General features: G+C 63.2%; 19 protein-coding genes and 1 pseudogene. 6 read left to right on the top strand and 14 right to left on the bottom strand.

Translation table 11 applies throughout. From position 1 onward, the window contains the following. Entirely contained in the window at positions 1 to 1,833 is a 1,833-nt protein-coding gene (gene asnB, locus BLT60_RS13915) for an asparagine synthase (glutamine-hydrolyzing) (protein ID WP_090877057.1), read from the top strand. An 83-nt stretch (positions 1,834 to 1,916) separates the two neighbouring features. Further along, a complete protein-coding gene (locus BLT60_RS13910) occupies positions 1,917 to 2,900 on the top strand; it encodes a glycosyltransferase family protein (protein ID WP_139167838.1) in 984 nt (327 codons plus the stop codon). 176 nt (positions 2,901 to 3,076) lie between these two features. On the opposite strand, the gene BLT60_RS25045 is transcribed toward BLT60_RS13910, so the two are convergent. Continuing rightward, positions 3,077 to 3,454, bottom strand: a complete 378-nt coding sequence (locus BLT60_RS25045) for a hypothetical protein (RefSeq protein ID WP_090877055.1) — start codon at positions 3,452 to 3,454, stop codon at positions 3,077 to 3,079. Beyond that, complete coding sequence (gene wecB / locus BLT60_RS13900; protein ID WP_090877054.1) at positions 3,366 to 4,475, bottom strand: non-hydrolyzing UDP-N-acetylglucosamine 2-epimerase; 1,110 nt, start codon at positions 4,473 to 4,475, stop codon at positions 3,366 to 3,368. Before wecB ends, BLT60_RS25045 begins: the two co-directional genes overlap by 89 nt. A gap of 208 nt (positions 4,476 to 4,683) precedes the next feature. Here wecB and BLT60_RS13895 point away from each other — a divergent pair, with 208 nt between their 5' ends. Beyond that, the gene (locus BLT60_RS13895; protein WP_090877053.1) at positions 4,684 to 6,309 is read left to right on the top strand and encodes an ABC transporter ATP-binding protein; all 1,626 of its coding nucleotides are present in this window, start codon (positions 4,684 to 4,686) and stop codon (positions 6,307 to 6,309) included. Between the two features lie 16 nt (positions 6,310 to 6,325). On the opposite strand, the gene BLT60_RS13890 is transcribed toward BLT60_RS13895, so the two are convergent. The 7 genes from BLT60_RS13890 to BLT60_RS13860 form a co-directional block, all read right to left on the bottom strand. After that, positions 6,326 to 7,501: a DegT/DnrJ/EryC1/StrS family aminotransferase gene (locus tag BLT60_RS13890; protein ID WP_090877052.1), complete on the bottom strand. Its 1,176-nt coding sequence runs from the start codon at positions 7,499 to 7,501 to the stop codon at positions 6,326 to 6,328. Beyond that, the gene (locus BLT60_RS13885) at positions 7,501 to 8,139 is read right to left on the bottom strand and encodes an acetyltransferase (protein ID WP_090877051.1); all 639 of its coding nucleotides are present in this window, start codon (positions 8,137 to 8,139) and stop codon (positions 7,501 to 7,503) included. The genes BLT60_RS13890 and BLT60_RS13885 overlap by 1 nt, the downstream gene beginning before the upstream one ends. Continuing rightward, the gene (locus tag BLT60_RS13880; protein ID WP_090877050.1) at positions 8,136 to 8,738 is read right to left on the bottom strand and encodes a sugar transferase; all 603 of its coding nucleotides are present in this window, start codon (positions 8,736 to 8,738) and stop codon (positions 8,136 to 8,138) included. The genes BLT60_RS13885 and BLT60_RS13880 overlap by 4 nt, the downstream gene beginning before the upstream one ends. 65 nt (positions 8,739 to 8,803) lie before the next feature. Then, on the bottom strand, positions 8,804 to 10,756 hold the full coding sequence (locus BLT60_RS13875) for an SDR family NAD(P)-dependent oxidoreductase (protein WP_090877191.1): 1,953 nt from the start codon (positions 10,754 to 10,756) through the stop codon (positions 8,804 to 8,806). Between the two features lie 182 nt (positions 10,757 to 10,938). Continuing rightward, a complete protein-coding gene (locus BLT60_RS13870) occupies positions 10,939 to 12,171 on the bottom strand; it encodes a glycosyltransferase family 4 protein (RefSeq protein WP_090877049.1) in 1,233 nt (410 codons plus the stop codon). Further along, positions 12,168 to 13,706, bottom strand: a complete 1,539-nt coding sequence (locus tag BLT60_RS13865) for an alginate lyase family protein (protein ID WP_175478431.1) — start codon at positions 13,704 to 13,706, stop codon at positions 12,168 to 12,170. The genes BLT60_RS13870 and BLT60_RS13865 overlap by 4 nt, the downstream gene beginning before the upstream one ends. 323 nt (positions 13,707 to 14,029) lie before the next feature. Next, positions 14,030 to 16,171, bottom strand: a complete 2,142-nt coding sequence (locus BLT60_RS13860) for a bi-domain-containing oxidoreductase (RefSeq protein ID WP_090877047.1) — start codon at positions 16,169 to 16,171, stop codon at positions 14,030 to 14,032. Between the two features lie 191 nt (positions 16,172 to 16,362). Here BLT60_RS13860 and BLT60_RS13855 point away from each other — a divergent pair, with 191 nt between their 5' ends. Genes BLT60_RS13855 through BLT60_RS13845 form a run of 3 tightly spaced genes read left to right on the top strand, consistent with a single transcriptional unit; the run spans position 16,363 to position 20,000 of the window. Further along, positions 16,363 to 17,973 (top strand): nucleoside/nucleotide kinase family protein, encoded by a 1,611-nt coding sequence (locus BLT60_RS13855; RefSeq protein WP_090877046.1) that lies wholly within the window; start codon positions 16,363 to 16,365, stop codon positions 17,971 to 17,973. Then, entirely contained in the window at positions 17,970 to 19,187 is a 1,218-nt protein-coding gene (locus tag BLT60_RS13850; protein WP_090877045.1) for a glycosyltransferase family 4 protein, read from the top strand. Before BLT60_RS13855 ends, BLT60_RS13850 begins: the two co-directional genes overlap by 4 nt. Positions 19,188 to 19,241: 54 nt before the next feature. Continuing rightward, entirely contained in the window at positions 19,242 to 20,000 is a 759-nt protein-coding gene (locus BLT60_RS13845) for an ElyC/SanA/YdcF family protein (protein ID WP_090877044.1), read from the top strand. 3 nt (positions 20,001 to 20,003) lie between these two features. On the opposite strand, the gene BLT60_RS13840 is transcribed toward BLT60_RS13845, so the two are convergent. The 5 genes and pseudogenes from BLT60_RS13840 to dhaK form a co-directional block, all read right to left on the bottom strand. After that, on the bottom strand, positions 20,004 to 21,266 hold the full coding sequence (locus BLT60_RS13840; protein WP_090877043.1) for a nucleotidyltransferase domain-containing protein: 1,263 nt from the start codon (positions 21,264 to 21,266) through the stop codon (positions 20,004 to 20,006). Between the two features lie 122 nt (positions 21,267 to 21,388). Then, positions 21,389 to 23,353, bottom strand: coding sequence for an O-antigen ligase family protein (locus BLT60_RS13835; protein WP_175478430.1), 1,965 nt, complete (start codon positions 23,351 to 23,353; stop codon positions 21,389 to 21,391). Positions 23,354 to 23,806: 453 nt separating this feature from the next. Then, a pseudogene (locus BLT60_RS13830) lies at positions 23,807 to 24,079 on the bottom strand (transposase); the annotation flags it as partial. Beyond that, entirely contained in the window at positions 23,962 to 24,657 is a 696-nt protein-coding gene (locus BLT60_RS13825; protein ID WP_139167835.1) for an FkbM family methyltransferase, read from the bottom strand. The pseudogene BLT60_RS13830 and the gene BLT60_RS13825, both read right to left, overlap by 118 nt. A gap of 898 nt (positions 24,658 to 25,555) precedes the next feature. Then, positions 25,556 to 26,539 carry a dihydroxyacetone kinase subunit DhaK gene (dhaK, locus tag BLT60_RS13820; protein ID WP_090877040.1) on the bottom strand — a complete coding sequence of 328 codons (984 nt, stop codon included), beginning with the start codon at positions 26,537 to 26,539 and terminating at the stop codon, positions 25,556 to 25,558. Positions 26,540 to 26,566 lie beyond the last annotated feature (27 nt).

Genomic DNA, 26,566 nt, shown 5'->3' with positions numbered 1-26,566 from the left:
ATGTGCGGGATCGCTGGCATCCTCGACTTCCACGACCCGCCCGCGCGCGACGTGATCGCGGCGATGGCCATGTCGATCGGGCACCGCGGGCCGGATCACCAGGGCGCATGGATCGACGGACCAATCGGTCTCGGGCACCGTCGGCTGTCAATCCTCGACCTCGCCGCGCGTGCGAACCAGCCGATGGCCAGCATCGACGGTCGGTACCACGTTGTGTTCAATGGTGAGATCTACAACTTCCCCGCGCTGCGCAACGAACTCCTAGCCCTCGGGGACAGGTTTGCCACCACCGGGGACACCGAGGTCATACTCGCTGGCTACCGCCGCGACGGGGTGGCGAGCTTCGCGCGGCTCAACGGCATGTTCGCCCTCGCGATCTGGGATCGCACGGAGCAACGCCTCGTCCTCGCGCGCGACCGATTCGGGCAGAAGCCGCTCTACCTCGCGCGTTCCCCTAGCGGGCTGGTGTTCGGCTCGGAGATCAAGTGCCTGCTCGCGTCGCGACGGGTGACTGCGCGGATCGACGCGCCGGGGCTCCACGAGTTCTGCTGGTACGGGACGACCCTCGGCGCACGAACGCTTTTCGCGGGGATTGAACGGCTTGAGCCGGGCCACCACCTCACGATCGATCGAGATGGGGCGAGGCAGGCCTCGTTTTGGCGAATCGACCACGTCCGTCCCTGCGCCGACACTCTCGAAGACGCTACGGCACGCGTCACGTCGCTGCTCGAGGCCGCGGTCCGTCGCCACCTGATCAGCGACGTGCCCGTCGGCGTGCTGCTCAGCGGAGGGATCGACTCGTCGGCGATCACGACGCTGGCGGCGCGCCACGCGAGTCGGGTCGACTCCTATACGGTTTCGTTCGACTTCGACCCGGGCGAGATGGCGAAGGCCCGCCTTGTGGCCGAGCACGTGGGCACCTCGCACCACGAATTCGTCGTCCGCGGCGCAGACATCGCCGGCGTCATCCGCGCGCTGGTTCGCCAGCACGATCAGCCGTTCGGCGACGCGGCGAACATCCCGCTCTACCTAGTGGCTCAGCAGCTCGGCGGGAAGCCGAAGGTTGTTCTTCAAGGCGATGGCGGCGACGAGATCTTCGCCGGGTACCGGCGCTACAACGTACTCGCGTTCGAGAGATTGTGGCGAGCGCTGGCCCGGGGAGCGCCAGCGCTCCAGCTGCTCCCGCGACACGCGCGCCTTGAGCGCTTGCTGCACGCGGTCGGCGCGCCCGATCCCGGGCGCAGGATGGCGCTCCTGCTGACAGAGGAGAGCGCCCAGAGCGCCCCCACGCGGCTGCTCGGGGCCGACGCTCGGGTGTCGGCGGAGCAAACCGACCCGTTCGTTCGCTATGGCGAGCTGCATCGGCGCGTCGGCCCGCTCGATCCCGTGCAGCGCATGCTCTACACCGACGCCTCGATCCTCCTGCCCGACCTGTTCTGCGAGAAGGTCGATCGCGCTACGATGGCCCACGGCCTCGAGGTCCGATTGCCGTTCCTCGACACCGAGCTCACCGATTACGTCATCGGACTGCCGTCGTCCTCCAAGGTCCGATGGCTCGGCAAGAAGTGGCTCCTACGTCGCGCGCTGCGCGGGACCGTGCCCGACACGATCCTCAACGGCCCGAAGCGGGGATTTGGCGTGCCGTATCGCGCCTGGCTGCGTGGGCCGCTGCTGCCGGTGCTTGAGGCGACCCTCCTGCACGGACGCTCCGGGATGTTCGATCCGGAGGCGTGTCGGCGAGCGATCGACGAGCACGCCACGGGGCGCGTCGACCACGGTTTCCTGCTGTACAAGATGCTCCAGCTCGCCTTGTGGGCCGAGGAGTACCTGTGACGAAGCCCGCCCGTATCGCAATCCTAGGGAGTTATCCGCCACCCTACGGGGGGACGTCCACGCATGTGATGCGGCTCTCGGCGATGCTCGACGAACGCGGGCTCGATCACGTTATCTACAATGCAGTTTCGAGCGGCACCAACGGCCGAAATGTAGTCTCGGTCGCGCGGCGCCGCATGGCGTGGATGCTGCGCTACGCGGTCGCCGCGCCGGAGCGCGTGATCTACGTGTGCTCGGCCCGTCTGGAGGTGTGGTTGCTCGCGGCAACGATGGCGATGCGCGGCAAGCAGGTGATTATCCGGCTCCGCAACGTCGCGCTGCCAGACTACCTCGCGAACCCCCGCACGCGCGCGCTTGCGTCATGGGCGATGCGCCGCGCTACCTACGTCGTCGCGGTTAGCCCCGAGCTCGCCGCGGCGGCGCGCGCCGCCGGTGTGCCCGAAGAGCGCATTATCCATCAGCCCGGGTTCTTGCCCCCGGCGTGCCACGCGCCGGGGGAAGACGGCCTGTCGCCGTCGCAGCGCGATTTCCTATCGGGGCGGCATCCGGTGCTGGCCGCGAACGGCAAGGTCGACGTGTACGCGGGCGTCGATCTCTACGGCTTCGACCACCTTGTCGAGCTTGTCGGTCGATTGCGCCCCAGCTACCCGGCGATCGGGCTGGTCGTCGCGTTCTGGGATCACCTGCCTAAGGATGAGCCGCGGCTCGCCGCGTTACACGCGCGCGCCGCCGAACTCGGCGTCTCCGATAGCATCCTTTGGCACACCGAGTCGTGGCCGTTCGTCCCGGTGCTGGCACACGCACACCTGTTCCTGCGCCCGACGGTCACCGACGGGGACGCGAACTCCGTCCGCGAGGCGCTCTTCATCGGCGTCCCCGCGATCGCCAGCGACGCGGTAGCCCGCCCTACCGGCACGATCTGCGTCAAGACCCGCGATCTCGAGGCGCTCATCGCGGCCGCGACCGCGACGCTCCACACGCCTCCGCCGAGGACGCCACGCTGCGAGATAGTCGATCTCGCGAAGATCGACGTGTACCTCAATCTGTTCGAGCGCCTAGCGTCGTGACTCGAGGGGCGAGCCGTCCTCGCTGGCCCGCGTCGGCATGGCTAGATCAGGCCTCAGGTCGGCGAGCCGTTCGGAGATGTTCTCGGTCGTGCCGACTGGCGATGTCGATTCAAGGAATCGCGATATCGCCAGTCTTGAGAAGGGCCCGAAAGAACGCGTCGCGTCATGGACAAACGTTAGTTCTGGGGTCTTGAGTCCGCACGGCTCGGGGTAGGTACCGCGATCAGGAATACGTCGCCGCCGACCGGCTCCGGGCTGGCCCGAAACATTCCGTTGCTGACCACCTTGTGAACTAGCCCGTCGAGGTCGGCCTCCTCGAAATGGGTGCGGCCAGAGTTGATTGTCGAGACCATAATGGGACTAACATCCATTCCCACGACCTTTTGTCCGAAGCTGGCGATCAGGACGGCAGTCGGCAGGCCGACATATCGAGACCGACGACCAAAACCGCTGGAAGATCGGTTCTTATGACAGCACCGCTGCAATGCGCTGCGCAGCCAGTCCGTCACCAAATGGACTGTACGTGTTCGCCATAGCGCTGTAGGCGTCCGCATCGTCCAAGAGAAGACTTGCAGTCGAAACGATCGCGTCGGTACTGGTCCCGACGAGTCTTGCACTCCCTGCGTCTATACTCTCCATGCGCTCCGTCGCGTCTCGCATGACCAAGACCGGCTTGCCGAAGACCGGCGCCTCCTCCTGGACGCCGCCAGAGTCAGTGAGGATGAGGTACGCCAACTCCAATAAACGCACGAAATGCAAATAGTCCTGCGGCTCGATCAGCGCGATCGAGGAATGTCCCGAGAGTTTCCTATCCATACCATCACGAATGTTCGGGTTCGGATGGACAGGGAACACGATCCCGATATCACCGCGGCTCGCAAGTTCGAGCAGGGCGTGCGCGATTTTCTCCACACCTATGCCAAACGTTTGACGGCGATGGCAGGTGACGAGCAGGATTCGCTTGTCAGCAAACTTATCGACCAATGGCGCGAGGCTGGCAACGAGTCCGGGGTCGCGGGCGAGCGTTGCTCTGGCGGCAAGCAGCGCGTCGACTACTGTGTTGCCCGTGACAAAGATCGTGTTTTCAGACACGCCTTCCCGCAACAGGGCTGCGGCGGCGCGTCGGGTTGGCGCGAAATGATAACTTGCGATCGCACTGATCACCCGGCGGGCGACCTCTTCCGGCCACGGTTCATGGATGTCGCCGCTGCGCAAGCCAGCCTCAACATGCGCGACCGGAATCTTGTGGTAGTAGGCGGCCAGACTCGCCGCCATAGCGCTTGCCGTGTCGCCCTGCACGACGACGCAGTCCGGACATTCCCGCTCAAGCACGGGGCCAAGTTCTTCGAGGACAGCGGCGGTCAATCGGTCGAGAGATTGATCGTGCCGCATGAGATCTAGATCGATGTCTGGGGTGATGCCAGAGATCCGCAGAACCTGGTCAAGCAATTCCCGATGTTGTCCAGTCACGCAAACGCGCACATCAACCCCTACCGATTTCCGCAGCTCGGACACAACGGGACAGAGCTTGATGGCTTCCGGACGCGTACCGAAGACGACGAGGATGCGCGACAACTCGACCTTTCTTTACGATGCGACCCGAGGTGCCAGCGCTCTGCACATCGGATCTTCAGAAGCCGCTACGGCACGGCGACTCGAAGAATATATGAAAGCGAGTAGAATTTGCGACTCGATCTGACTGACTGAGTGGACGGCAAAGGACATCGCGATTCGCATACCCGCAATCTGGACGGACTATCTGCGCCGCTACTGGCTGTTCCGAATGGAATTGGCCTTTTCGGTGGTGCTTTCCGTCCTTCAGTCGCTGCTATTGATCCCGATCGCTTGGTTGATCAAGGTCATCTTCGATCGGATATTGGCGCATGCCGGACTAATCGAGTTGCTGATCCCCTGCGGGGTGATCCTGTTTCTGGCTGCGGCCTCTTCGGGGATGCTGCTCCTTTCCCGTCACCATTCGTTGCGGGTCACCAAGCTGGTGATCGGCGACCTGCGACAGGAGATGATGGCGAAGGCCTATCAGCTTGCCGGTCTGTTTTCGAGCGCGGCGGACCGTTCCGCGCTTCACAATACGATTGTTCACGACACCGAGCGCCTCGACATCGGCAGCAACGCGATCGCCGGGGTGGTTCTTCCCGGGCTGATCACCAGTCTGATCTTCGGGATCGTGCTGATGATCGTGGCGCCGACTCTCCTAGTGTCAACGCTGCTCATGGTACCATTCACCTTTCTTGCCAACCGCTTTCTCGGCCGGGCGCTGCGCCACCGGGTCGACCGATTCCGAACCGCTTTCAGAAACTTCGACGGGAACGTCATCGCTGCCCTGCGTCGGACCGAATTGACGCGGCTGCGTGGGGCCGAGGCATTCGAACTGCAGAGTCAGGCGGTTCACGTCGACGCGCTAAGCTCGGCGGGCAGCCGGGTGGCCTGGACGGCCACGGCGTATACCGCGCTCCAGGCCTTCGTCATCACGATCGTCAGTGTCATCACACTGATCGTTGGCGGAAACGCGGTTGCGATGGGGTGGATGACCGTCGGCGCCCTTGCGGCCTATTTCTTCGTGCTGGCGCAACTCGGTTCGAGCATCAAGGCGATGTGGATCGCCTTGCCATCAGTTCTCGCCGGGATCAACGCACTGGATGCCATTGCCCGGACGCTGGCCGCGGAGCGGCAGACGCCGGCCGGAGGCACACTGGAACACGTCGTCGAGGGTGGGATCACCTGTCGGGACATCCATTTCTCGCATGGCCCGGACCCGCTCCTCGCTGGCCTTGACCTCAGCGTCCCGCCCGGCGCCACGGTTGCCATTATCGGTCCCAACGGATCCGGCAAGACCACGCTGATCTGCCTTCTACTCGGCCTCTACGAGCCGGACAGCGGATCGCTCCTCATCGATGGCAAGCCGCTCGCCGACATGGCGCTCGACCACTATCGCCGCCAGGTCGGCGTCGTGTTGCAGGACCCGCTTATCTTCAGCGGCACGATATCTGCCAACATCGCCTACGGATTTCCGTCCGCGACTGCGGCCGAGGTGGCGGCTGCGGCGGCGCTCTCGGGCGCCGACGCCTTCATTCGCACGCTGCCCGACGGTTACGATACCGACATCGGCAAGGCAGGCGTTTCCCTTTCGGGCGGACAGCATCAAATGCTGGCTATAGCACGGGCGTTGCTTGGCAACCCCAAGATCCTGATACTGGACGAGCCAACCAATCATCTGGATGAGAGGACGGTGCGGACCTTGCTCGCCAATATCGAGGCGCTCTCGTCTCAACCGACGGTCATCGTGATCACCCATGATCGGGAATTGGCCACCAGGATGTCGACCGTTCATGCGCTCGAGGGCGGGCGACTTCCGCTGGTTGGGGGGCAGGGCAGGCCGCTCAGCGCTTAGGGCTCCCGACAGCGCTCTACCGGATCGCCTCGCGCGCGACATCCGAAATCGCCAGGCAGGTCCGATCGATCTCCTCGACCGTCAGGGTCGGGTGAACGAGGAACACCACGCTCGTCTCGCCGAGCTCCCTTGCGACCGCAAGGCGCTGCGCCGGCCGATATCCGGTGTCGTCGAAGGCGCGCTCGCGATAGACTTCCGGACACGAACCGACATTGCATGGCACGCCAAGAGCGTTGATCCGGGCAATGATCCGGTCCCGGTCCCAGCCATTCTTCAGACTGTCCGGCCGGACCGCAAGGTGGCATCGGTACCAAGCGTGGTCGATGTGCGGCGGCATGTCGGGGACGCGCCAGACAGGATGGTTGTGGGCGGCCTCGAGAATGGCTGCGGCGTTCCGGGTGCGGGCCCCGTGCCATGCGGGCATCCGCTTCAGCTGGATCCGTCCAATGGCGGATTGCATCTCGGTCAGTCGAGCGTTGCTACCGAAGCTATCGTGGAGCCAGCGGTATCCCGCCGGACGCTGGCGCTCGAAAGCCGCCTCCGGCGATTTGCCGTGATCCTTGTATGACCACGCGCTCGACCAGAGATCGCGACGGTTGGTCGTCAGCATGCCGCCTTCGCCGCCGGTTGACATGATCTTGTCCTGACAAAACGACCAAGCGGCGATGTCGCCAAGTGCGCCCACCGGACTTCCGCGAAATCGAGCCCCGTGCGCCTGGGCGCAATCCTCGACAAGGCTGACGCCGGTGGCATTGGCGATGTCGCGAAAGCCGTCCATCTCGCACGGCCAGCCGTTGAGGTGAACGGTGAGGATGGCTCGCGTCTTCGGAGAGATCAGCGGCGTGACCGTCTCCGGAGTGATGTTCTGGCTGTCGCGGTCGACATCGGCAAAGACCGGCACGGCGCCGGTGTTAACGATACTGGAGACGGAGGCAATGAATGTGCGGGGCGTGACGATCACCTCGTCCCCCGGACCGACGCCGAGGGCCATCCATGCCAGATCGAGCGCCACCGTTCCGTTGGCAACGGCGATAGCGCAGGCGGTCCCGGTAAACGCCGCGAACTCTTGCTCGAAGGAACGGCCCTGCGGCCCTGTCCAGTAGTTCACCTGGTTGGAAAGCATCACCGCGCGGGTTGCGTCGGCCTCTTCCTCCGTGAAGGCAGGCCACGGGGAGAATGGGGACCCGGACATCAGGTGGCGGCTCCGCCGATCTGCCGGGGCCGCGCCGGGACACCGGTTGCGATGACGCTGTCGGCGATGTCGGAGACCACTGCGGCGCCCGCGCCAATGACGACGCCCTTGCCGATGACCGCGCCTTCTCGCACCGAGGTTCCGATACCGATCCATGTCCGTTCGCCGACATGAACCTGGCCGGCGAGATGGACACCGGGAGAAATATGTACGCCGTCTGCCAACCGGCAGTCGTGATCGACGGTGCAGGCCGTATTGAGGATTGCCGCCTCGCCGACGGTCGCGAAGGCCCCGACCACCACATTTGCGAGCACGACCGATCCGACACCGATCTCGGCCCGGCTGCTGATCACCGCAGATGGATGCACCAGCGTCGATGCCGCGACGCCCTGTTCCATCAGCCTCCGGTGCAGGGCGAGGCGTGGTTCATTCGCGCCGATGCTGACGACCACGGCATCGTATTGCCCGCTCAATCGTACGACATCACGGGTGGCGCCGATGACGGGCCAGCCGTTATTGTCTGTCACCTCGGGCCACCGATCATCGACGAAGGCAATTCCGACAAATCCAAGGGTCTCTCCAAGATCAGCCAGCACCCTTCCGTGGCCGCTGGCCCCGACAAGGAGGAGCGTTGTCACGGGGCAGGATCCCGTCTGTTCTCGAAGCGGGGCATGGTGGCATGTCCCGGCGCGGAGATCCCCTCATGATGGAAAGCCCCACCGAGCGCCATCCATAGAATCCTGAGGTCGAGCCGGAAATTCCTGTTGTCCACGTACCAGACGTCGAGGGCGAACCGCTCGTCCCAGGTCAGGGCGTTGCGGCCGTTCACCTGCGCCCAGCCGGCAATCCCCGGTCGGACTTCATGCCGACGCGCCTGCCGGTCCGTGTAATACGGCAGATAGTCCATCAGTAGCGGGCGCGGGCCGACAAGACTCATTTCGCCACGCAGCACGTTCCACAACTCGGGCAGCTCGTCGAGGCTGTATCGCCGCAGAAAGCCGCCCAGTCGCGTCAATCGCTGCGCGTCCGGAGCGATCTCCCCGTCGGAATCCCGAATGTCCGCCATCGTACGAAACTTTATCATCCGAAACGGGCGTCCGCCCAGCCCAGGCCGTTGCTGAACGAAGAATACCGGCCTGCCAAGGAAAGCCCATACCAAGAAGCCGACGGCCACCAGCACGGGCGCAAGCAGGATCAGCAGCAGGAGCGCGACGACAAGATCAAAGACACGCTTCATCGGGCGGCGACCTCTCCGCGGCCTCGGCGGCCGCGTTATGATCGTACCAGATGCAGGATCAATACTCACCGGGCCGCCATGCCGCCGACGCCGGGTTCGTCATGGTCCCCTGCATCCGGCGCCGTATCGCCGGTGGGCAAGAGCGACGCAGCGGAAGCGGCTTCATCATTCGTCGTCCCGACGACACGCCGGATACGGTCCATCACGTTGGCTGGGTCGGAGATCAAGGCCTGCCTCACGCTGTCGAGCGCGTCCCGAATGGTCGCGGCGGGGGGAAAAACGGGGCGTGCAGCAACGACCCCGGCCACCCCGATCTCGAACTGGGGATTGTCGGGCTCGAACAGGGTTTCCTTCAAGCGCTCCCCGGGGCGAATCCCGGTGAAAACCACCTCGATGTCGCGGCCGGGTTCGAGCCCCGACAGCCGGATCAGACGATTGGCGAGGGCGACGATCGATATCGGCTGACCCATGTTGAGGACATAGACCGAAACACCGCCGAGGGGCTCCGTCGTCGCGTGGCAAGCGGCGCTCAGCACCAGATCGCAGGCTTCCCGAATGGTCATGAAATAGCGAACCATGTCGGGGTGCGTGACGGTCACCGGTCCGCCTGCCTCGATCTGTGCCCTGAATTTCGGAACCACCGACCCGTTCGAACCGACGACGTTGCCGAACCGGACGGCGATCAGCCGGGACGGGTAACGACGCTTCCCGTTGCGCGCGGAGATCTCGGCGTCGAGAGCCTGGCAGTACATTTCGGCAAAGCGCTTGGTGGCGCCGAGGACCGACACCGGCTTCACCGCCTTGTCGGTCGAGATCATCACTAGGGCCTCGGCTTCGGCCGCGACCGCCGCATCGGTGACGTTGATCGATCCGAGGACATTCGTCTTGACCGCTTCGCTCCAATCCCGCTCAAGGATCGGCACGTGCTTGAGGGCCGCCGCGTGGAACACCAAGCCGGGGCGGAACGCGGCGAACAGCACGAACATCCGGTCCCGGTCCCGAATATCGGCGAGATGGCCTTCAATCCGGCAACCGGTGGTGAGGCGTGAGAGTTCCTCGACGATGGCGTGCAGCGCCGGTTCTGAGTTTTCGACGACCAGAAGTCGCTCGCCACCAAGTTCGACGACGCGCCGGCAAATCTCGGCGCCGATCGATCCGCCGCCGCCGGTGACGACGACCGCCCGACCCCTCACCGCTCGTTTGGCAAGGGTCGCGTCGATGCCGATAACCGGTCGGAGGATCAGTTCCTCCGGCGAAATCGGCGCAAGCCTGAAGGACAAGCTGCTGTCCGGCGGCAGCGCGCGGCTCGTCGCGATGTCGAGGCGGCGCGAGGCGGCGAATATCGCCTCCGATGGACTGTCGTCGAGGAATGCCGATGGCGTGAAGACGACATGTTTCACCGTCGTGCCCCTGGCTTTCAGGGCGGCCGCCACGCTTTCCAGGTCGTCGAGCGCCCCGAGCACTTTAACGCCGCGAACCGACCGCCTTTGGTCGGCACGCGATGGTGAAAGGATGCCGACGACCCGCAATCCGCTGGCCGCCTCGAACTCGTAGGCGCGCAGAAGCGTTTCGGCGTCACGAATATTGCCCAGCAGGAGCGTCGCCGCTGCGACGTTTCCACCGGCCGGCTTGCGGATGCCGTGCTCATGGAAGACCCGATAGGCGAGACGCGGACCGCCAAGCAGGGCTGTCTGCAGGAGAAAGTAGATGACGATCGTCTTTTTGCCGAAGAAGTAGCCGCCGTAAACGTTCGGCGCCACCAGGACATAGTCGAGCAGGAGGAGCGCGCTGGCCAGAACCGCGGCGGCCGCGATGATGTTCGTCAGATCGGACATGGATGCGAACCGCCATCCCGGTCTGTCCAGATTGAACATCGCGTAGACGATGGCGGCAAGGAGGACGAAAGCAGGGAGGACGAACCTCAGGAGGGGCCAACGTTCATCGAGAGCGGACGGCTCGAAGTGGAGATAGAAGCTTCCCAGCAGCGCCAGGACCGTCACGGCCAGATCGTGCAGCATGATGAGGCCGGTACGCAAGGTCGGTTTTCGGATGCTGTACACTTGCGCTGCTGGCCTGGTGTCGCGGCGGTAAGATCCGTCCCGCAATACGAAGATCGACCGCCGGGCACACCATTGGCCAGCAGGTCGATCAGCGGAGGATCACATATCTCACTTTGCTCCGAAATGCGCAAACGCCCTTGTCACGCGCCGCCGGCGACGATGTCGGTCTCTTCCAGCCAGTCGACAAACCGATCGGACAAGTGCCGGCTGTCGAATCGGGCCTCGGCTAGGACGAGAGCGCGCCGGCCCATGGCGGCAAGCGCGGCGCGATCGGCCTCAGCGCGCTCGAGCGCATTCGCGAAGGCGGTCGGATCGGCCGGCGGGACGACGTGGCCAATGGCATTCGTGGAAATCATGTCGGCGACCCAGCCGGGATAGTTGGTCAACACCGGTAGGCCGGCCGCCAGATAGTCGAAGAACTTGTTGGGGGAGGTGCCGTCGTAGAAGGCGGACACGTTCGCAAGGACCTGCAACCCGATGTCCGATGCCGCGAAGAGGCCGGCGATACGAGCCCTGGTGGCCGGATCGCAGAAGACGATGCTGTCGAGCCGCTCGGCACGCGCCTTGGCGACAAGCGCAGGCTTGCTGGCCCCATCGCCGACCAGGACGATCTTGATATCCGTGTTGCCGCGTTCCCTGAGCACCGCCGCGGCGTCCAGCACGGCATCCAGGCCGTTTGCTTTTCCGTGCGTGCCGGCGAAGACCGCCATGAGATCGCTCGCCGCGATCCCGTCAGGCCGCCAGCTGGGGCTCCGGTTCCTGAAGAGATCGAGGTCGCTCATGTTGGGAATGAGCGCGATGCGATCGCGGCCGACGCCGCGAATCGCGATACCGTCGACAATGCCGGGTGCCAGTCCGATCAGGCGATGCGCCGACCGATAGGTCAGCCATTCGAGGGAATTGAGCGAACCGAGGACGAGCGGATTGGTGATGACTCCCATCGCACGGGGAAGCGCCGGCCAGAGGTCCCTGACCTCGAACACGAACGGCTTGCCGCGAAACCAGCGACCGAAGATTCCGGGCAGCCCGGCGGTCAGGGGAGCGGAGGTCGCGAACACCAGATCATACCGCTCGGTCAGGGCGAGGCGAATGGCGCGAAGCGCGAAGGTGAGGAATGTCCGTACCCGTCGGGGGTAGGAGTCCATGTTGGCGTAACGCAGGTCGAACTCTACGACATCGATGCCGTCCACGCTGCCCCGACGAACACCCCGGGTGAACGGTCCGCGAAGGCCCGTGTCGCCGCCCCGATACGAGCCGCACACGACCGTGACACGGTGGCCGCGTTCGAGCAGACGTCGCCCCATGATGTAGGCACGCAGCCCCGCCGCACCCTCAGGGGTCGAAAAATGCTGGTGGAAATAGAGGACCCTCATGCAGAGGCACCAAAGCGAATGGTGGTCGTGATCTCGGCCGACCGGTCGAAGACGGCTTCGACGACCGGGATCGGATGCCGTTCGCGGTAGTGATGCGATTCCTCGCCGCTCGCAAGCGCGATGCTGACAGCATGCTGCGAGGATGTGAGGGTCAGCGATCCCAGCGGGGAGGTGATTGTTGTTCCCGTCAGCTTCCAGTCCGCCGGCGCCAGCCGCCAGCGTAGCACGGCCTTCTTGCGGAATCCGGCGATCTCGTCGCGAACAACGCATGACCCATCGCTCAATGCGACCGATCGGCGGTGGCTGGCGCCCTGACTATCGCGATAGCTGGCGCGCACCGTCGGAACCTTGCCGTCAAACGATACCTCCTCCGGTACGAGCCAGTTTCCAAAAAGGAATGGACTTATCCTCGGCATTTGATCGCGATCGTCGAATTGCACGGTGTTATGGGACGACGTGCCGGCGAAATAGGACGCCGCCTCCGGCTCTGCGCTGTAACGGTAACTGCCGGCATCGCGCAGCAGATTGGTGCCGCCGACCCAAAGATCGAGATGAAGCCCGTCGCAATGGCTCGGGCGAAACCGGTAGCGCGGCAGTCTCAAGACGCACCAGGCGTCATTGACAACTAGTCTCGCGTAGGCGCCGTCGGCAAACAGCCGGCTTGTTCTGTTGGTTGAGCGTCGCGGCGGCGTCGCGATTCCGAGCCACGTCAGCGGTTCACTCCAGGGGCCGTCGGGCAGGGTCGAAGCCCGCGATGACAGGGCTTGCGCAAGCTGGAGGGAGGGTCGGAAATCCCGGAAGCACGACGGAGAGAGAACCGCAAGGCGAGCTCCGTCATTCGCGCCGATGTTGGGCGCATCGCCGCTTCGGGGATCGACAAGGGCATCGAGCCAGTCCGCCGCCGCCCGAAAGCGCTCGTCATGGGGCTCACGGAAGGGGCGGTCGCCGAACCGTCTGCGCCAGAATTCGGCAAGGCTCAGGACGTCGATCGCAAGCCGGTGGTAGTTCACTGAATTCTGCGCGAACGAGCCGTCCGGCAACACGAGCCGGGGGACGATTCGCTCAAGCCGCCGGCGTCCGGCATCCATCCATCGTCGCGCCGATGCAGCATGGCACTGACGAAGAAGCCAGCCGCCACCGACATAGAGCGCCACAGCCTCCGATAGGGCGTGGTTGTTATCCTGCGCCTTGGCATAGATCGCGGTCAGCGCCACGCGCCTGCAATGCTCGGCCACGAACCGGGCGAATGCCGGCAACGCGAGCGACTTCGAGTGCATGACCAGAAGCTCGACGCAGAGCACCGACTGCAAGAAGCGGAGACTCGTCTCCTGGGCGCACCGCCAGTTGACACCGAGGTTCGCCGGGTTGCGGCGCGACCAGTCGGTCAGCCATCGGTTCCAGCCAGCGGCCATAGACGGATCCCGACCGACCAGCCATCCAAGCGTCAATGCCAAGAGTCCGTCGAACCGCGACAGTTCCCAATAGTCTTTGATGTCTTCGCCGGACCTTTTCGGATCGGTCAGTGTCCAGTGCAATCCTTGGGGAATGACGGCGTTGCCGGTGAACGGATTCGATGTCCAGTCCGGCGGAAAACCAAGGTCGCGAACGTGGTTTCCGTAAAGCCGGTGACGACCCGAAAGAACCGCCTGAGCCTCGGCCGTCCAATAGTCGCCTGACGGACCACCGGTCGGTTCACTCCCGCTTTCGTCAAAGGCGACGAAGGGGCCGCGAATCGGCTCGCCGGGGGGTGACAAGACCCGATAGACGGCGCCGTAGACCGCCGCCCGGTAGGCCAGGACACGCAGGACGTTGGTGGGACCGAGCCGGTATGCGACCCGTAACCGATCGATGTTCGCTCTCACATCAGCGGACCCTGGCGGGAACGGATCGCGGCGCCTGCATGGATCACGACGCGTGCGACTTCGAATATTTCGTCGACGGGGATCGGCGGCGCGGTGCCGTCGCGAACAGCCGCCACGAAAGCAGCCGCACAGGCGTTCTGTCCCTTGTCCTGCCGCCATGACCGGGCACGCGCAAAACCCGGCCAGCCATATCCACGCAGCGTCTTGTAATTATCGAGGACCAAAACGCCACCGCCATTGAAGACTTCGAGTCGCTCTTTCGGGAAGCGCGAACTGCCGTTCGGCAGATACTGTATCGTGCCGACCGATCGGTTCTCGAACCGCAGGGATATGACCGCGCCGTCATCCGGATTCCCGCCGCGTTGAAGCGCCAGCGGCATGACCTGTGTCTCCAGGATCGGCGCGCCGGCAAGGTGACGAAGCAGATCGATGAAGTGGCAAGCCTCGCCGATGATCCGTCCGCCACCAATGTCGCTGCTCAACGTCCAGTGTCCCGCCGGCAGCGCCCCGGCGTTGCATGTATAAATGAACGCCGTCGGCTCGCTGGCGCGTTCGAGGAGCTGCTTGACGCGCTTGACAAGCGGAGCGAAGCGACGGTTGAAACCGACCGTGAGCAGGCACGGCGCTCCGGCTTTCGCCGCGGTCCGCCACGCGGTTTCGATCCTGTCCACATCGTCGAGGTCGAGTGCGAGCGGCTTCTCGACAAAAACGTGGCGACCCGAGCCAAGAGCGTCGATCACGAATGTCGCGTGGGTGTCGTGGCGTGTCGCAATGACGATCGCGCCGATATCGTCATTCGTTAAGACACTTGCCACGTCGCTGGAGGCGACCGAGAACCCGGCGGACCTACCATGGAGGATTCCCGTGGTGCCGCCGGTCGTTACAAGGGTGTGAAGCTGAGCGCCCGCCGCCTTGAAGGCCTGAAGCAGTTTGCGTGACGCGTAGTTGCCCGCGCCGATCCAGCCAAGGCTCGGCGCCCGAGGGTCATGCACCGGGGTGCTGTCGCTGAAGGCAATCCGACGCTTCGCTGCTTCCTCTGCCGGCAACGCCGGATAGCGGAGGACGATGCCCAGGGTGGATGCGGGCCCGACAAGCGTGTCGTAGGCGGTGACCGCGTCGTCGAAATCGAACGCGTGCGAGATCAGCGACCGGGTGTCGAGCCCTCCCGTTTCGATCAATCCGAGCACGGCTTCGAAATTGCGCTTTGACGACCAGCGGACGAGTCCAGGTGGATAGTCCTCGCTGTGTCCAAGGTCGGTGGGGCCGTAGGCGCGCGAGACCGCGAAGGTCAGTTCCTTCTTCCAGAACTCGTCCCTCTTGATCGCCAGGCCCGAAGTGCCAACAAGGACGATCTTGCCGCGTGGGCGGCACATCTTTGCCGCATCGGCGAATGGCGCATTCGAACTGGCGGCTGTCGCGATGATGACGGCGTCGGCACCCTGACCGCCTGTGAGCCAAAGCGCCTTCGCGACGGCGTCACCCCCATGGCTCGCGTTGAAAACATCGGCGCCGAGGGTCTTGGCCAAGTCGAGTCGGTGCGCATCGAGGTCGACACCCAGGACGCGGCAGCCGTTGGCCCTGAGGATCTGGATGGTGATGAGCCCGATGAGGCCGAGGCCGATAACGACGACGGTTTCGCCAAGTGTCGGCGCAACCAAGCGCACACCTTGCAGCGCGACGGCGCCGACGACCGCGAAGCAGGCGGCGTCATCATCGACGTTTTCCGGAATTGGCGCACAGAGATTGACCGGTACCCGCACCATCCCGGCGTGCGGTCCGTTGGAGACCACGCGATCGCCCGGCTTGAACGAGGTGACATCGTTGCCGACTTCGACGACGACGCCAGCGTTGCTGTATCCGAGTGTGATGGGCTGGTCGAGCTGCCGTCGGACCGCCTCGACGGTTGCCACCACGCCATCGGTACGGACCTTGTCGAGCACCTGACGCACCTTGTCTGGCCTTTGCCGCGCCTTGTCCAGCATGGATCCGCGGCCGAAATTGACGAGCATTCTTTCGGTGCCCGACGAAATGAGCGATCGGCGCGAGACAATAATTGCCGTGCCGGGCAGCACCTGCGGTGCCGGCAGATCGACGAGCTCGGTCTTGCCGGCACCGAATGACTGGACGACTGCCTTCAAGGTCGTAAATCCGTTACCTCAGGACATGGGCTGGGGAATGATATTATAGGGCAACCCTCGAATCGGTGTCGATGAATGTGGGGCGATTCCGGAGCTTGAGGGGAGAGCGCTTGGCCGGATGCACATGGTATGTCTGTTTAGGTACTCATGGACCACTTTTCGAGAACGGATGGCGCGGCTCGCCCGCTCAGATGACCGAGCATTTAACACGAACCGGCAAGCGCGGCTTCATGGTGGCCTTTGTGGGGGTCGACGGCGCCGGTAAGTCAACAGCCGTCTTGGACGTGATGGCCGACCCGGCCTATCGCAACATCGGTGTGAAGCGGGTTTATCTCGGATCCAACGAATATTGGATACCAGGGGCATTGCGGCTCAATGCCGTTCTGATCTCGATCCCGGTGCTGAAGTATATTTCGATTTCCTTGCTGATCCTCGATCGGCAGTTGCGACTCTTTCGAGCGATGTATTTCAGGTGGAGAGGCTGCCTCGTCCTGTGCGACCGCTATTTCTATGACGACATTATCGGTCATCGATTGGCGCGGGAGAGAGCCGGCGGTCGCGCGCTGCTGGGCCGGATCAAGGCTCTCATCCGGCCCCGGATGATTTGGCGCCCCGATCTGACCCTCTATCTCGAGGTCGGCCCGGACGTCGCTTACGGGCGCAAACAGGACTATCCGCTCGATGTGATGCTGCGTTCAAATGTCATGTACCGGAAGGTCATGCCAATGTATCCCGAAGTCGTGGTGGTCGACGCCGATCGGTCGCCGGCCGATGTTCGGCGGGCGATTTCAGGGCACATCCAGACCTTGCTGGACGGCGCGAGCGAAGGACGAGACCGTCCCCGAATGGCTGGACTGGGTAGTCGGTTCCGCAGCCGCCTTGGCAAGCGGTTGACCGCCCTATGTCTCAAACACGATTTCCGATCCCCTGGAGAGTGGCTCATTCGGCACGCGGGGACGTGGCACCCCTATGTCGATGATCGAATTGCAGAGGCGCCCGCGGTTGTGGATGCGTTGCGACGCATGCGCGGCAAGGGACAAAGTAACCTGACCTCGACCGGGGTTCTCCAGTATATCAGCCGTGACTGGGTGGATGCGGTTGCTTGTGGGGAGCTTTCGGAGCGTTCCTTGCGGAGGAACTTCGCAGCGTGGGAGACATTGCGACAAGGTCCCAATGCCGACCTGGTCGACTACGCGCTCAAGCGTCGCATGGAAGGGGAGACGCCTGTCTTTTCCATCGAGAGGCTGGACCGGGTGCAATGCGACGGCGTGGTGATCGACCGTCTGCTGGTTGGGTTGCGCGGGGAGATGTCACCCGACCACTTCTCCGGCCAATCCTTCGAAGCATTCCGAAGGGCGCTTTGCGATGTCGCTGCTATCCCGCGGCGTCAGGCCGAGGCCCTGATGGTGGTTCCGGAAGCAGGCCGCGTCGGCTTTTTCCACGGCGACCTCCATTGTGAGAATTTGCTCCGCAACCGCCATGGACGCCTCGTCATGGTCGACCTCGACAGGGCCCAGCAGAATGGCCCTCAGGTGTTCGATCGCATTCATTGCGCCGTCGTGGCGCGGGAACGGAAGGAGGGGCGCCATTGGCTCAGCTTCTTCTCGACCCGCATCGCAGTCCAGACAGATTACCCTTTCCCCCAACTGCTTCACGACGTTACCGTCAATAGCCTGACCGCCTATTTTCTCTGGAGGCAGTCGGTCGAGATCGCCAACATGCCCCTACCGGACAGAGCCTATTTGGAGCGTCTGCGGACATGCTTCCGCCGCATGCTCGGTGAGAAGGCCGATATGCAATGAAAGCGAACCTGTCCACCCTGCCGAAGAAGATCCTCATCGCCTCCGACTTCTATCTCCCGGGCTTCAAGGGCGGTGGGCCGACCCTATCCCTGGCCAACCTGGTCGATCGGCTGGGTGACGAGTTCTCGTTCGATATAGTGACGCGCGATCGCGATTTCGGCGATCCGGTACCTTATCCCGAAAGTCACGACAAGATTGGCCATATGAACGGCAAGGCGCGGGTATTCTATCTTGCTCCGGCTGAACGCTCGCTCCGCAGACTGTGTGAGATACTGCGGAAGAGCGATCCAGATATCCTTTACCTGAACAGCTTCTTTTCAAGGCAGTTTACTGGCAAGTTCCTGCTTTTGCGGTGGATCGGCGCAACTCGCCGCATTCCGCTTGTCGTCGCCTGCCGCGGCGAATTCTCGCCGGGCGCCCTCGCGCAAAAACCTGTCAGGAAGACTCTATATATCGCCGTAGCGCGCTTGCTCGGGATATATCGCGATGTTGTCTGGCAGGCCAGCAGCCCTCTCGAGGAACAGGATATTCGCCGCGTTTTCGGAGTCGGGGCCAAGGTGGTCGTTGCGCCTGACCTGACGGGACCGGTGATCCGCGACAGGAAGCGCATGCCGCATCCAGAGAAGCAGGCGGGGACATTGAGCGTGATGTTCCTGGCGAAGATATCGCCGACGAAGAACCTGCATGGGGCGCTGAAGATCTTGAGCGAGATGGATGGGGATATCCAGTTCGACATCTACGGCCCCGTCAAGGATGCCACCTACTGGCATAAATGCAGCCGGCTCATCTCCGACTTGCCGCGCAACATCAGGGTCAAGCACCATGGAGCCGTTGCCCATGACCGGGTCGGGCAACTTTTCATCGACCATGACCTGCTCCTGCTGCCGACCGAAGGCGAGAATTTCGGACATGTGATTGCCGAGGCACTGAGTGCGGGATGTCCCGTTCTCATCAGTGATCGGACACCCTGGCTGGGCCTTGCAGATGCCGGGGCAGGGTGGGACCTGCCCCTTAAGAATATCGGTGCCTGGCGGGTCGCGCTAGCGCAGTGCGTCGCGATGGGACCCGAAGACTATCGGGGGTTCCGTCGAAACGCCCTTCAGTTCGTTTCGCGGGTCTATCATGAAGAGGACGTCGTCGCGGCGAACCGTGTATTGTTCCAGGCGATCCCCTGGACGGAACGCGGCAGGTTGGAGGAAAGTCCGGCAGGGTAGAGAATCCTCTGCTAGGTCTGTCGTTGATCGAATCGGATTGAAGTCACTCGGGAAATGCTGCTTCTGCCCGCCTTGTTCTGGGCCATCGCGCTGGGGCTGGCGCTATCCTGCGCTCCGGGATTCACAGGCCATGTCGGCGAGGCCATCGCCATCGTGGGATTCCTGATCGCCTTCGCGCTTAGCCTGCGTCCCGTGGCCAACGTCTTCCTCCTGCCCCTGGAACGCCGGTATCCGCCGCTGGATATCGAGGCGCTTGAGAAGAAGTCGGCGGCGGTGAGGCTGCCTTGCGCCGCTTTCGTTGCCGTCCTCGGCGCCGGCGACCGGCATCGCCGGCCCGATCTTCCGGCCATTGCCCAGCTTCAATTGACGGGACTGGCCCGACTGGCCGAGGGCGTGAGGATTGTGCGATCGCTCCCGGACGCAAGTCTCGTCGCGTGCTCCTTTTCCGTCGGTTCGCAAGTCCCGCGCTCCGCCATCGCCGACGCGGCGCGCGAATTGGGGGTGGAGCGCGTGATGCTGACCTATAGCACGGAGAGACCCTCGACGCGCACCGAGCTCAAAGCCCTTAAGGCGATCGTCTCGACCGAGCCCTTCATCCTCGTTACTTCGGCCGCCCACATGCCGCGATCGATGGAACTCTGCGAATCGATCGGTCTGCAACCACTGCCGGCGCCAACCGATTTTCTCGCGCGAAGCAGGTTGAAGATCAGGCCTCGCGCCTTCCTGCCGAGCACCCAGTCGATCGTGCAGTCCGAACGCGCCATCTACGAATACGCAGCCCGCTTGCGCGGACATTTGTTCGACGAGCGGTGAGCGTCATGCCGGATCGCCGCCGCGGACCCAGCTCCCGAGCGTGTTCCGCCGCGCGACATGGCGGGCTTCCGGCGACCGCGGCCGGAGCGCAGTCCGCATCAGGATCCATCCGTAGCGCTTGACGAGAACCCGCCCGCGGCGCGCCATGACCCACGCCTGCAGCAGCCAGGTGCCGCGCGACCAGCCCGGATACATGGCTGCGATTTGCTCAGGCGGGAGTTTCACCCGTTGGAACGCGCTTCGCAGCCGCGCCAGTGGAGATGATCCCGCAAAAAGTTGACCGGCGGCGCCACTGATCCGGTGCGTCCCGGTTTTCTGGCCGAAGACCTGCCCGACGGCCGCGGACACGACCGGCGTCGGCGGAGGTCCACCGAGTCGCGCGATCACATCTGCCGGTACTTCCGCCCCGAGCAAGTCCCGGGCAAGGATCAATCCCAGGATGACGCAACGGCTGGAATCCCATTCGCGCGCTCGGGAGACCAACCGGTCCCAGTCCAGCCTATCGGCGGATGGCCCGGCAATCAGGGCTCTGATGTCGCAGATCGGCCTCATGCCTTGTTCGAGATGGTGGGAATATGCTGCGTGGGCGCAGACGTGGATCAGCGCGTCTTCCGGCGCCAGGCCAAAGATGTTGCCCGCCTCACCCAATGGACGAACATGCTGCCACAAAGCATCCGGTGGTGCCGTCGGCGGTTCGCCGGGCTCCGCCAACTGCCAGTGAATCTCGAGACTCGCGCCTGGCTTGGACAGCGGGTCGAGATGGTGTCCGCGACGCTCCATCGAGTCCGGCCGCGACTGGAACCCGAGGCGGTGGGCGGCCTCCTTGACGGCCTCAATATTCTGCCGTCGGACAAGGACATCGATGTCCGCCATCTCCCTCAGGACCGACGGCGGATAGACCGCCAAGGCGAGGTGTATCCCCTTAAGCCCGACGATCTCAATGCCCTCGGGTTCGACGGCGGCCGCCAGATTCAAGAACTCTTCGCGGAAACGACGAACGCGTTCAACGGCGAAGGCCACTCTTTCGGCGAGCTGTCCCCGCGCCGGCGCCGGCAACTTCTCTGAAATTTCCGGCGGCAATTGCGGGCCGACCCCTTGGCGGATGGCCAGTTCGACCACCTCTGTCCATTCGGTCGGCGTCAGGGACGCTAGCAAGGCCTCATGTTTGGCTGACCTAGCGGAACGAAGGACGGCCGACAAACCGGTGGGAATGCGGCCAAGATCCGACAACTTGCTCAACTCCAGACCGCCCAATGCGTGGTTCAACTACCGACCTGTTCAGACAATCTGTCGCCCATCCCGGTCAAGCGCGTGCTCATTTCGAGAATCCGACATTGCGCGACCGAGGCACTCGATAGAGCGCTCCGGTGTTTCTGCAGCGGCTCGGCCTACGGATCCCCGCTATCGTTCCGCCAACTGGCCACGGCGGCCGAGAATACAGCGTCGCCCCTTGATCCCTTTTGCAGCATGAGCGTCGCTGTTCGGCCAGTCTGGTACACGATGGTCAGCTCCATGATCCAATTTTTTCGCATTCGTTCCAGATTTGCGACGACCATCTTCGGATCAGCAGGCAGACCCATTCGAAATGTTTGTCCTTCGATTCTAAGGACTGACCCAACCAGCGGCTCGCTATTCGAGAGCCACCGGCTTTTTTTGAAACGAATCCAACCGACTTCTGCAATCGCTTGCGAGGCGAACGCCGGATTAGGATAGTTAACGAGTTCGACGAGATAGCCGAACGGGAGCGCGTTGTCCCGATTTCGCCGGATACTCAGATCCATCGAAAGAGCCCGCACCGGAACGTCGATCGCGGCGTGAATCTCTGCGCCGTTCGGGCCATCCGACAGCGCCCAGGAGACGGAGCCAAGCACCACCGGCCAAAGCGCCCACTCGTGTACGCCGGATGCCGGATCGTCAGACAAGAAAGCGTAAGGTATTGTGCGAAGGGGATAAGGTCGCGCAGACCAGGCTAGTCCACCTAGCCCGATCAATGTGGCGAGCATCAAGACTAGGACGGATCTGCGCGGCGTTTTCCATGACGAGTCCGCTGCCTCGTCCTGGTCAATAGAAGACCCGTCGCCAAGCTTGGCTGGCGGCGTAGCGGTCGCCGCGGCGCCTTGCGGGCTTTGAAGATCGGCGTGGGCCAAGAGAAGGCCGAGAACGAAGAAGACGAGCCCCCCGACCAGCGGTTGAGCTGAGATCATTGCACCGAGCATATATACGGCGAGCGCTCCGCCCAGAGCGAAGCCCAGGCGCCGGGTCGCCGAGTCACCAGCGCGGACCGCCGCGAACATGAACGCTCCGATCAGGAATAGCAGATAGACGAGGCCAAAGACCCCGAAGGCAACCATCTGGCTCACATAATCATTGTGAAGAGTTCCAAGGAACGCAAACGGAGACTCACCCAGCGTCTGATGATCGACCGCGGCGAGTTTTGAGTGAAGCAATCCGTAACCAGTGAACGGTTGGTCGAGGAAGGCGCGAAGTCCGGCGGCGGCTGCGACGTAGCGCAGTCCGAAAGAGCCGCCCGATGTGTCGCCGCTAGCTTGGAAGGCGCTGAGCTCGCCGATAAACAGGCCGATACGCGTCTGGACGACGTCCAGTTGATAAAGCAGCCAACTTGCAGGGATGATAATTGCAGCTACAAACCCAAGCGTGCGCCACCGTCCTCCATTCCACCACCATGCGATAAAGATGCCCCCATATGTGAGCAGGGTCGCGAGCCACACAAGTTTGCTGCCCGAGAGGGCAATGGGGATCAATCCGAGAAGCGCCACCACAAGCCTGCTCCACTCCACGCCGGGCGAATTCATGGCGCGTGCGAGCAAAAACAGGCACCAAACCAGACAGGTCAAAGCCAGAAAAACCGGATTAATACCGAGGCCGGTCGGTCGCGAAATGCCGAGAACGAAATACTGATATACAACCAGACCGAGGAGAAGGACGACAGTTGGCGCAATTACCCACTCGAGCGTGCGCGGGTCCGGGCGGAGTTCGCGCAAGCCGATCACGAAGAACGGAAGGGCAAGAAGAACAAAATTTTGTCTCAGGATGTCCGTCCGGTAGTCCAATGCCGCGTGAAAGAATCTTCCGTGAGACACCTCGATAGCGAGCAGGATCAGGTACCAACCCAGAGAAACGTATCCCGTCATTTCCACGAAGGACGTAACCTTGGCGCCGCGGAGTACAGCGCCGAACCCGATCGCCGCGATGACATAAAGAAGTGCTAGAGCGCTCGGCAGATTCGCAGGTTGGCTGCTTCCGAGCGTAAGCGGCACGACCGCATATACCACGACGAGCCCAGCGACCCTGAGCAACGGCGGGATTGCCCTGCCTCGGTTTTCATGCGCCAAGCGCTTAACCCCTATTCCACTAATCTCTCACTCGGTCCTGCCGGGAGCGAGGCAGCTCTGGTCCCCGGCAAGTAGTCGAACCGTCGTCAGCGAAGCCTCGGTCGATATGGGTCGACAGCGCCAAAATCATACCAGTTTTTCGAGAACCGACGACGCACGAAGCTTTCAAGGCTGCGTCGGTACTGAGCGCGCAGGAAAGGGCACTGCTTTGTCGGGCTCGGAGGGGAAAATGCAGCAACGCAGTTCAGGTTTTATGGCGAATCCGCAGGGCGTTTCCAGCCTAATCAATGCTTCAATTGGCAGCTCATACAACCAGAACATGACGAACCGCGGTCTTCGATTTCCGGTTCCAGGACCTGCCGGCTTACTAATTGCTAGTCGACGGCGCACGCCCATCAGTGCGGATCGGTCGGTTTCCCGTCTCGATCTCCGTCGGGCGGCGCGACCGCCATTTCCGCCAGCGCCGGCCAATGCGTCAAAGAGACCGACCCAAACGCCCTTGGCGGCCCAGCGGACGTAGCGATTGTAGAGAGTCTTGCGCGGTCCGTACTCCGGCGGAGCATCGATCCAACGCCCGTCATATTTGAAGACATGAACGATCCCGCTGACTAGAGTGACCGCCCCTCGCTGGCGATTAACTTCTTCAGACGCCGGCGGCGGCCAAAGAAGGGGCTTTCCCGATTGATGAAGAACGCATCGAAGCGGTGTCGGGCTATCAGTTTGAATTGATCGCCGAGGACATCCGTAAGAATAGGTACGTCACTATCGTCGTTACACTCCACGTCAATGACGTGAACCATTACGTCGGCCTCGGCGATCGTGGCGAGGATCTCCGGCTCGTTCCCTTCGGTGTCAACGGTCAACAGGTCCACGTTCTTGATATCGTGCTGGCGGATGATGTCCGGAAACGTGATAACGTCGACATCGATTGTCTTGACCACGCTGCCGCGCTCCTCAACGGCGTGCTGTATCCGTCCGTCGTGGGCCCTTGAAGCCTTTCCTTTCAGGCCGCTGAGCATCTGCCCGTATCCGACAACCTGCTCGAACGGCAATACACCTCGCTCGGCTCCGACCGCAGCGTTGACACAGGGGCAGCCGCGCTGCGCGATGAGCTTCGGAAAAACCGCGGGGTTGGGCTCCACGCAAACGCCAGACCAACCACGGTCTCGTTCGAACATGACCGAATTACTGTAGAAGACTCCGTCATTTGCGCCAATATCAATGAATGTCCCGTCCCTCATTCCCCGGAATACAGCTTCATCGAGTAAATAGTCTTGCCCGATCTGCCCATGATATGTTGGCACGATGACCTCTTTCCGCTACGTACGCGCGCTTTCTAATGTAGCGACCCCGGGGTACAAAAGGCTAGTCTATATTCCGTCCATCGACCGCTGTTTTCAGCGACTTCGGCGGGGCGATTTCGGAGCGTCTGACGAGGGTTCGGACCCAGCCGAAGTGCAGCAACTAGGTTTGAGGACACGCTCGGCCGGCGGTCAGATGGGTGAAACACCCGGTCGGATATGGGCGTTCGCCCGGAGCGACTGAAGGGATCCCAATGGCAAGGTTTTTCAAGGTGTCCAGCTGGACATCGGCTAAAGCGCGGTGACCTCTGCGGCGGCGTCCGCCGGACGGCAACTCAAGCGCCTTGTCAGCCGGGAGAACGCGGTTCCAAAGGCGGTCGGCGCCTATTGTTCGCGGAGAACGAGAGGTGGCTGGCCGAGCGGATCCACCGGCGAAAGCCGGTGGACAAGCCGATGCCGCAAGCCGGTACAGGCCAAAGCAAGGCATCCGGCCCCCTATCGAGCATGTCTTCGCCGAGCAGAAGACCCGTTTTCGCCTCTCAATCGCACTATCGGTCTCGCCCCGCCGAGCCGCAACTGACGCTCGCCAACATCCTATACAACATGGACCGTCTGATTCCAGGAGCGCCGCGACGCAACGGGATGAATCCGCCTGAGATCGCCCCGAACGACCCGGATCACATCGATCCTGAGACCGCTGCGTGCTCAGCGCATTGAATGCGCCCGGATCCGGATATCGGACCGGCTTCTCATGGGGGGCTAGCGTATTCGTCGGTTCGACCCCCGTTAATAGCGTGGCCAATGGGTCATGCGCATTCTGAGAGTGGTGACACGGGTTGTCCCAACGATGCCGGTTCGGAAGATGAAGGACAGGTATTGGCCGGAGGGGGCCGGTGACACGTCACATTCCTTGACGAAATGCAGCCGACTGGACCGGCGCATCCCATAGCGCCGTCGTCTCGGCGTCGAGCCCGGTGACGGTGATCGAACAGCCGGCCATCTCCAGCGACGTGACGAAATTGCCGACCAGCGATCGGGTGACGCGGAAGCCGCGGCTTTCGAGCCTGGCCCGGGCCGCGTGATACATCAGGTAGAGCTCCATCAGCGGCGTGCCGCCGAAGCCGTTGACCAGGAGCAGCGCGTCGCCGGACGCGCCCATCTCGGCGGCGATCGCGGTGACGATCTCCTCGGCGATCGCGTCGGCCGGCTCGAGCTTGACCCGGCGCCGACCGGGCTCGCCATGGATGCCGACGCCCATTTCCATTTCGTCGTCGTCGAGCGTGAAGGTCGGCGTGCCGGCGGCCGGCACGATGCAACTGGACAGCGCGACGCCCATCGAGCGGGTCGCGGCGTTGACCTTGTCGCCGAGCGCCTTGAGGTCGGCGAGGCCGCGACCCTCTTCCGCAGCGGCGCCGACGATCTTCTCGACCACCATCGTCCCGGCGACGCCGCGCCGCCCGGTCGAGAAGGTCGAGGTTTCGACCGCCACATCGTCGTCGATGATCACCGTCAGGATTTCGCGGTCGGCCATCTCCGCCGCCATCTCGAAATTCATCACGTCGCCTTCGTAATTCTTGACGATGAACAGCACTCCGGCGCCACCGTCGACCGCATCGGCTGCAGCGATCATCTGGTCGGGTGTCGGCGAGGTGAAGACCTGGCCGGGGCAGGCGGCATCGAGCATGCCGTGGCCGACGAAGCCGGCGTGCAGCGGCTCGTGCCCCGAGCCGCCGCCCGAGATCAGCGCCACCTTGCCCGGCGACAGTGTCGCGCGGCGGACGAACTTGCGGTCCTCGCCCATCGCGACGATGTCGTCATGGGCGGCGACGAATCCGTCGAGGCTTTCAGCGAGAATGGTGTCGGGGCCGTTCATGAATTTTTTCATGGATGTTCCTCCCTCTAGTCGGCGCGC

This window comes from Bauldia litoralis (assembly GCF_900104485.1).
GTDB lineage: Bacteria > Pseudomonadota > Alphaproteobacteria > Rhizobiales > Kaistiaceae > Bauldia > Bauldia litoralis.
This window is presented reverse-complemented; position numbering and strand designations above follow the sequence as displayed.

Excerpts from the sequence above, each read along its gene's own strand:
- BLT60_RS13875 (WP_090877191.1), bottom strand. The coding sequence starts at position 10,756 with ATGCTGCACGATCTGGCCGTGACGGTCCTGGCGCTGCTGGGAAGCTTC.
- BLT60_RS13870 (WP_090877049.1), bottom strand. The coding sequence starts at position 12,171 with ATGAGGGTCCTCTATTTCCACCAGCATTTTTCGACCCCTGAGGGTGCG.
- dhaK (WP_090877040.1), bottom strand. The coding sequence starts at position 26,539 with ATGAAAAAATTCATGAACGGCCCCGACACCATTCTCGCTGAAAGCCTC.
- asnB (WP_090877057.1), top strand. The coding sequence starts at position 1 with ATGTGCGGGATCGCTGGCATCCTCGACTTCCACGACCCGCCCGCGCGC.
- BLT60_RS13910 (WP_139167838.1), top strand. The coding sequence starts at position 1,917 with ATGCTCGACGAACGCGGGCTCGATCACGTTATCTACAATGCAGTTTCG.
- BLT60_RS13855 (WP_090877046.1), top strand. The coding sequence starts at position 16,363 with ATGACCGAGCATTTAACACGAACCGGCAAGCGCGGCTTCATGGTGGCC.
- BLT60_RS13880 (WP_090877050.1), bottom strand. The coding sequence starts at position 8,738 with ATGAAGCGTGTCTTTGATCTTGTCGTCGCGCTCCTGCTGCTGATCCTG.
- BLT60_RS13895 (WP_090877053.1), top strand. The coding sequence starts at position 4,684 with ATGGAATTGGCCTTTTCGGTGGTGCTTTCCGTCCTTCAGTCGCTGCTA.
- BLT60_RS13850 (WP_090877045.1), top strand. The coding sequence starts at position 17,970 with ATGAAAGCGAACCTGTCCACCCTGCCGAAGAAGATCCTCATCGCCTCC.
- BLT60_RS25045 (WP_090877055.1), bottom strand. The coding sequence starts at position 3,454 with ATGCGGACGCCTACAGCGCTATGGCGAACACGTACAGTCCATTTGGTG.
- BLT60_RS13845 (WP_090877044.1), top strand. The coding sequence starts at position 19,242 with ATGCTGCTTCTGCCCGCCTTGTTCTGGGCCATCGCGCTGGGGCTGGCG.
- BLT60_RS13890 (WP_090877052.1), bottom strand. The coding sequence starts at position 7,501 with ATGTCCGGGTCCCCATTCTCCCCGTGGCCTGCCTTCACGGAGGAAGAG.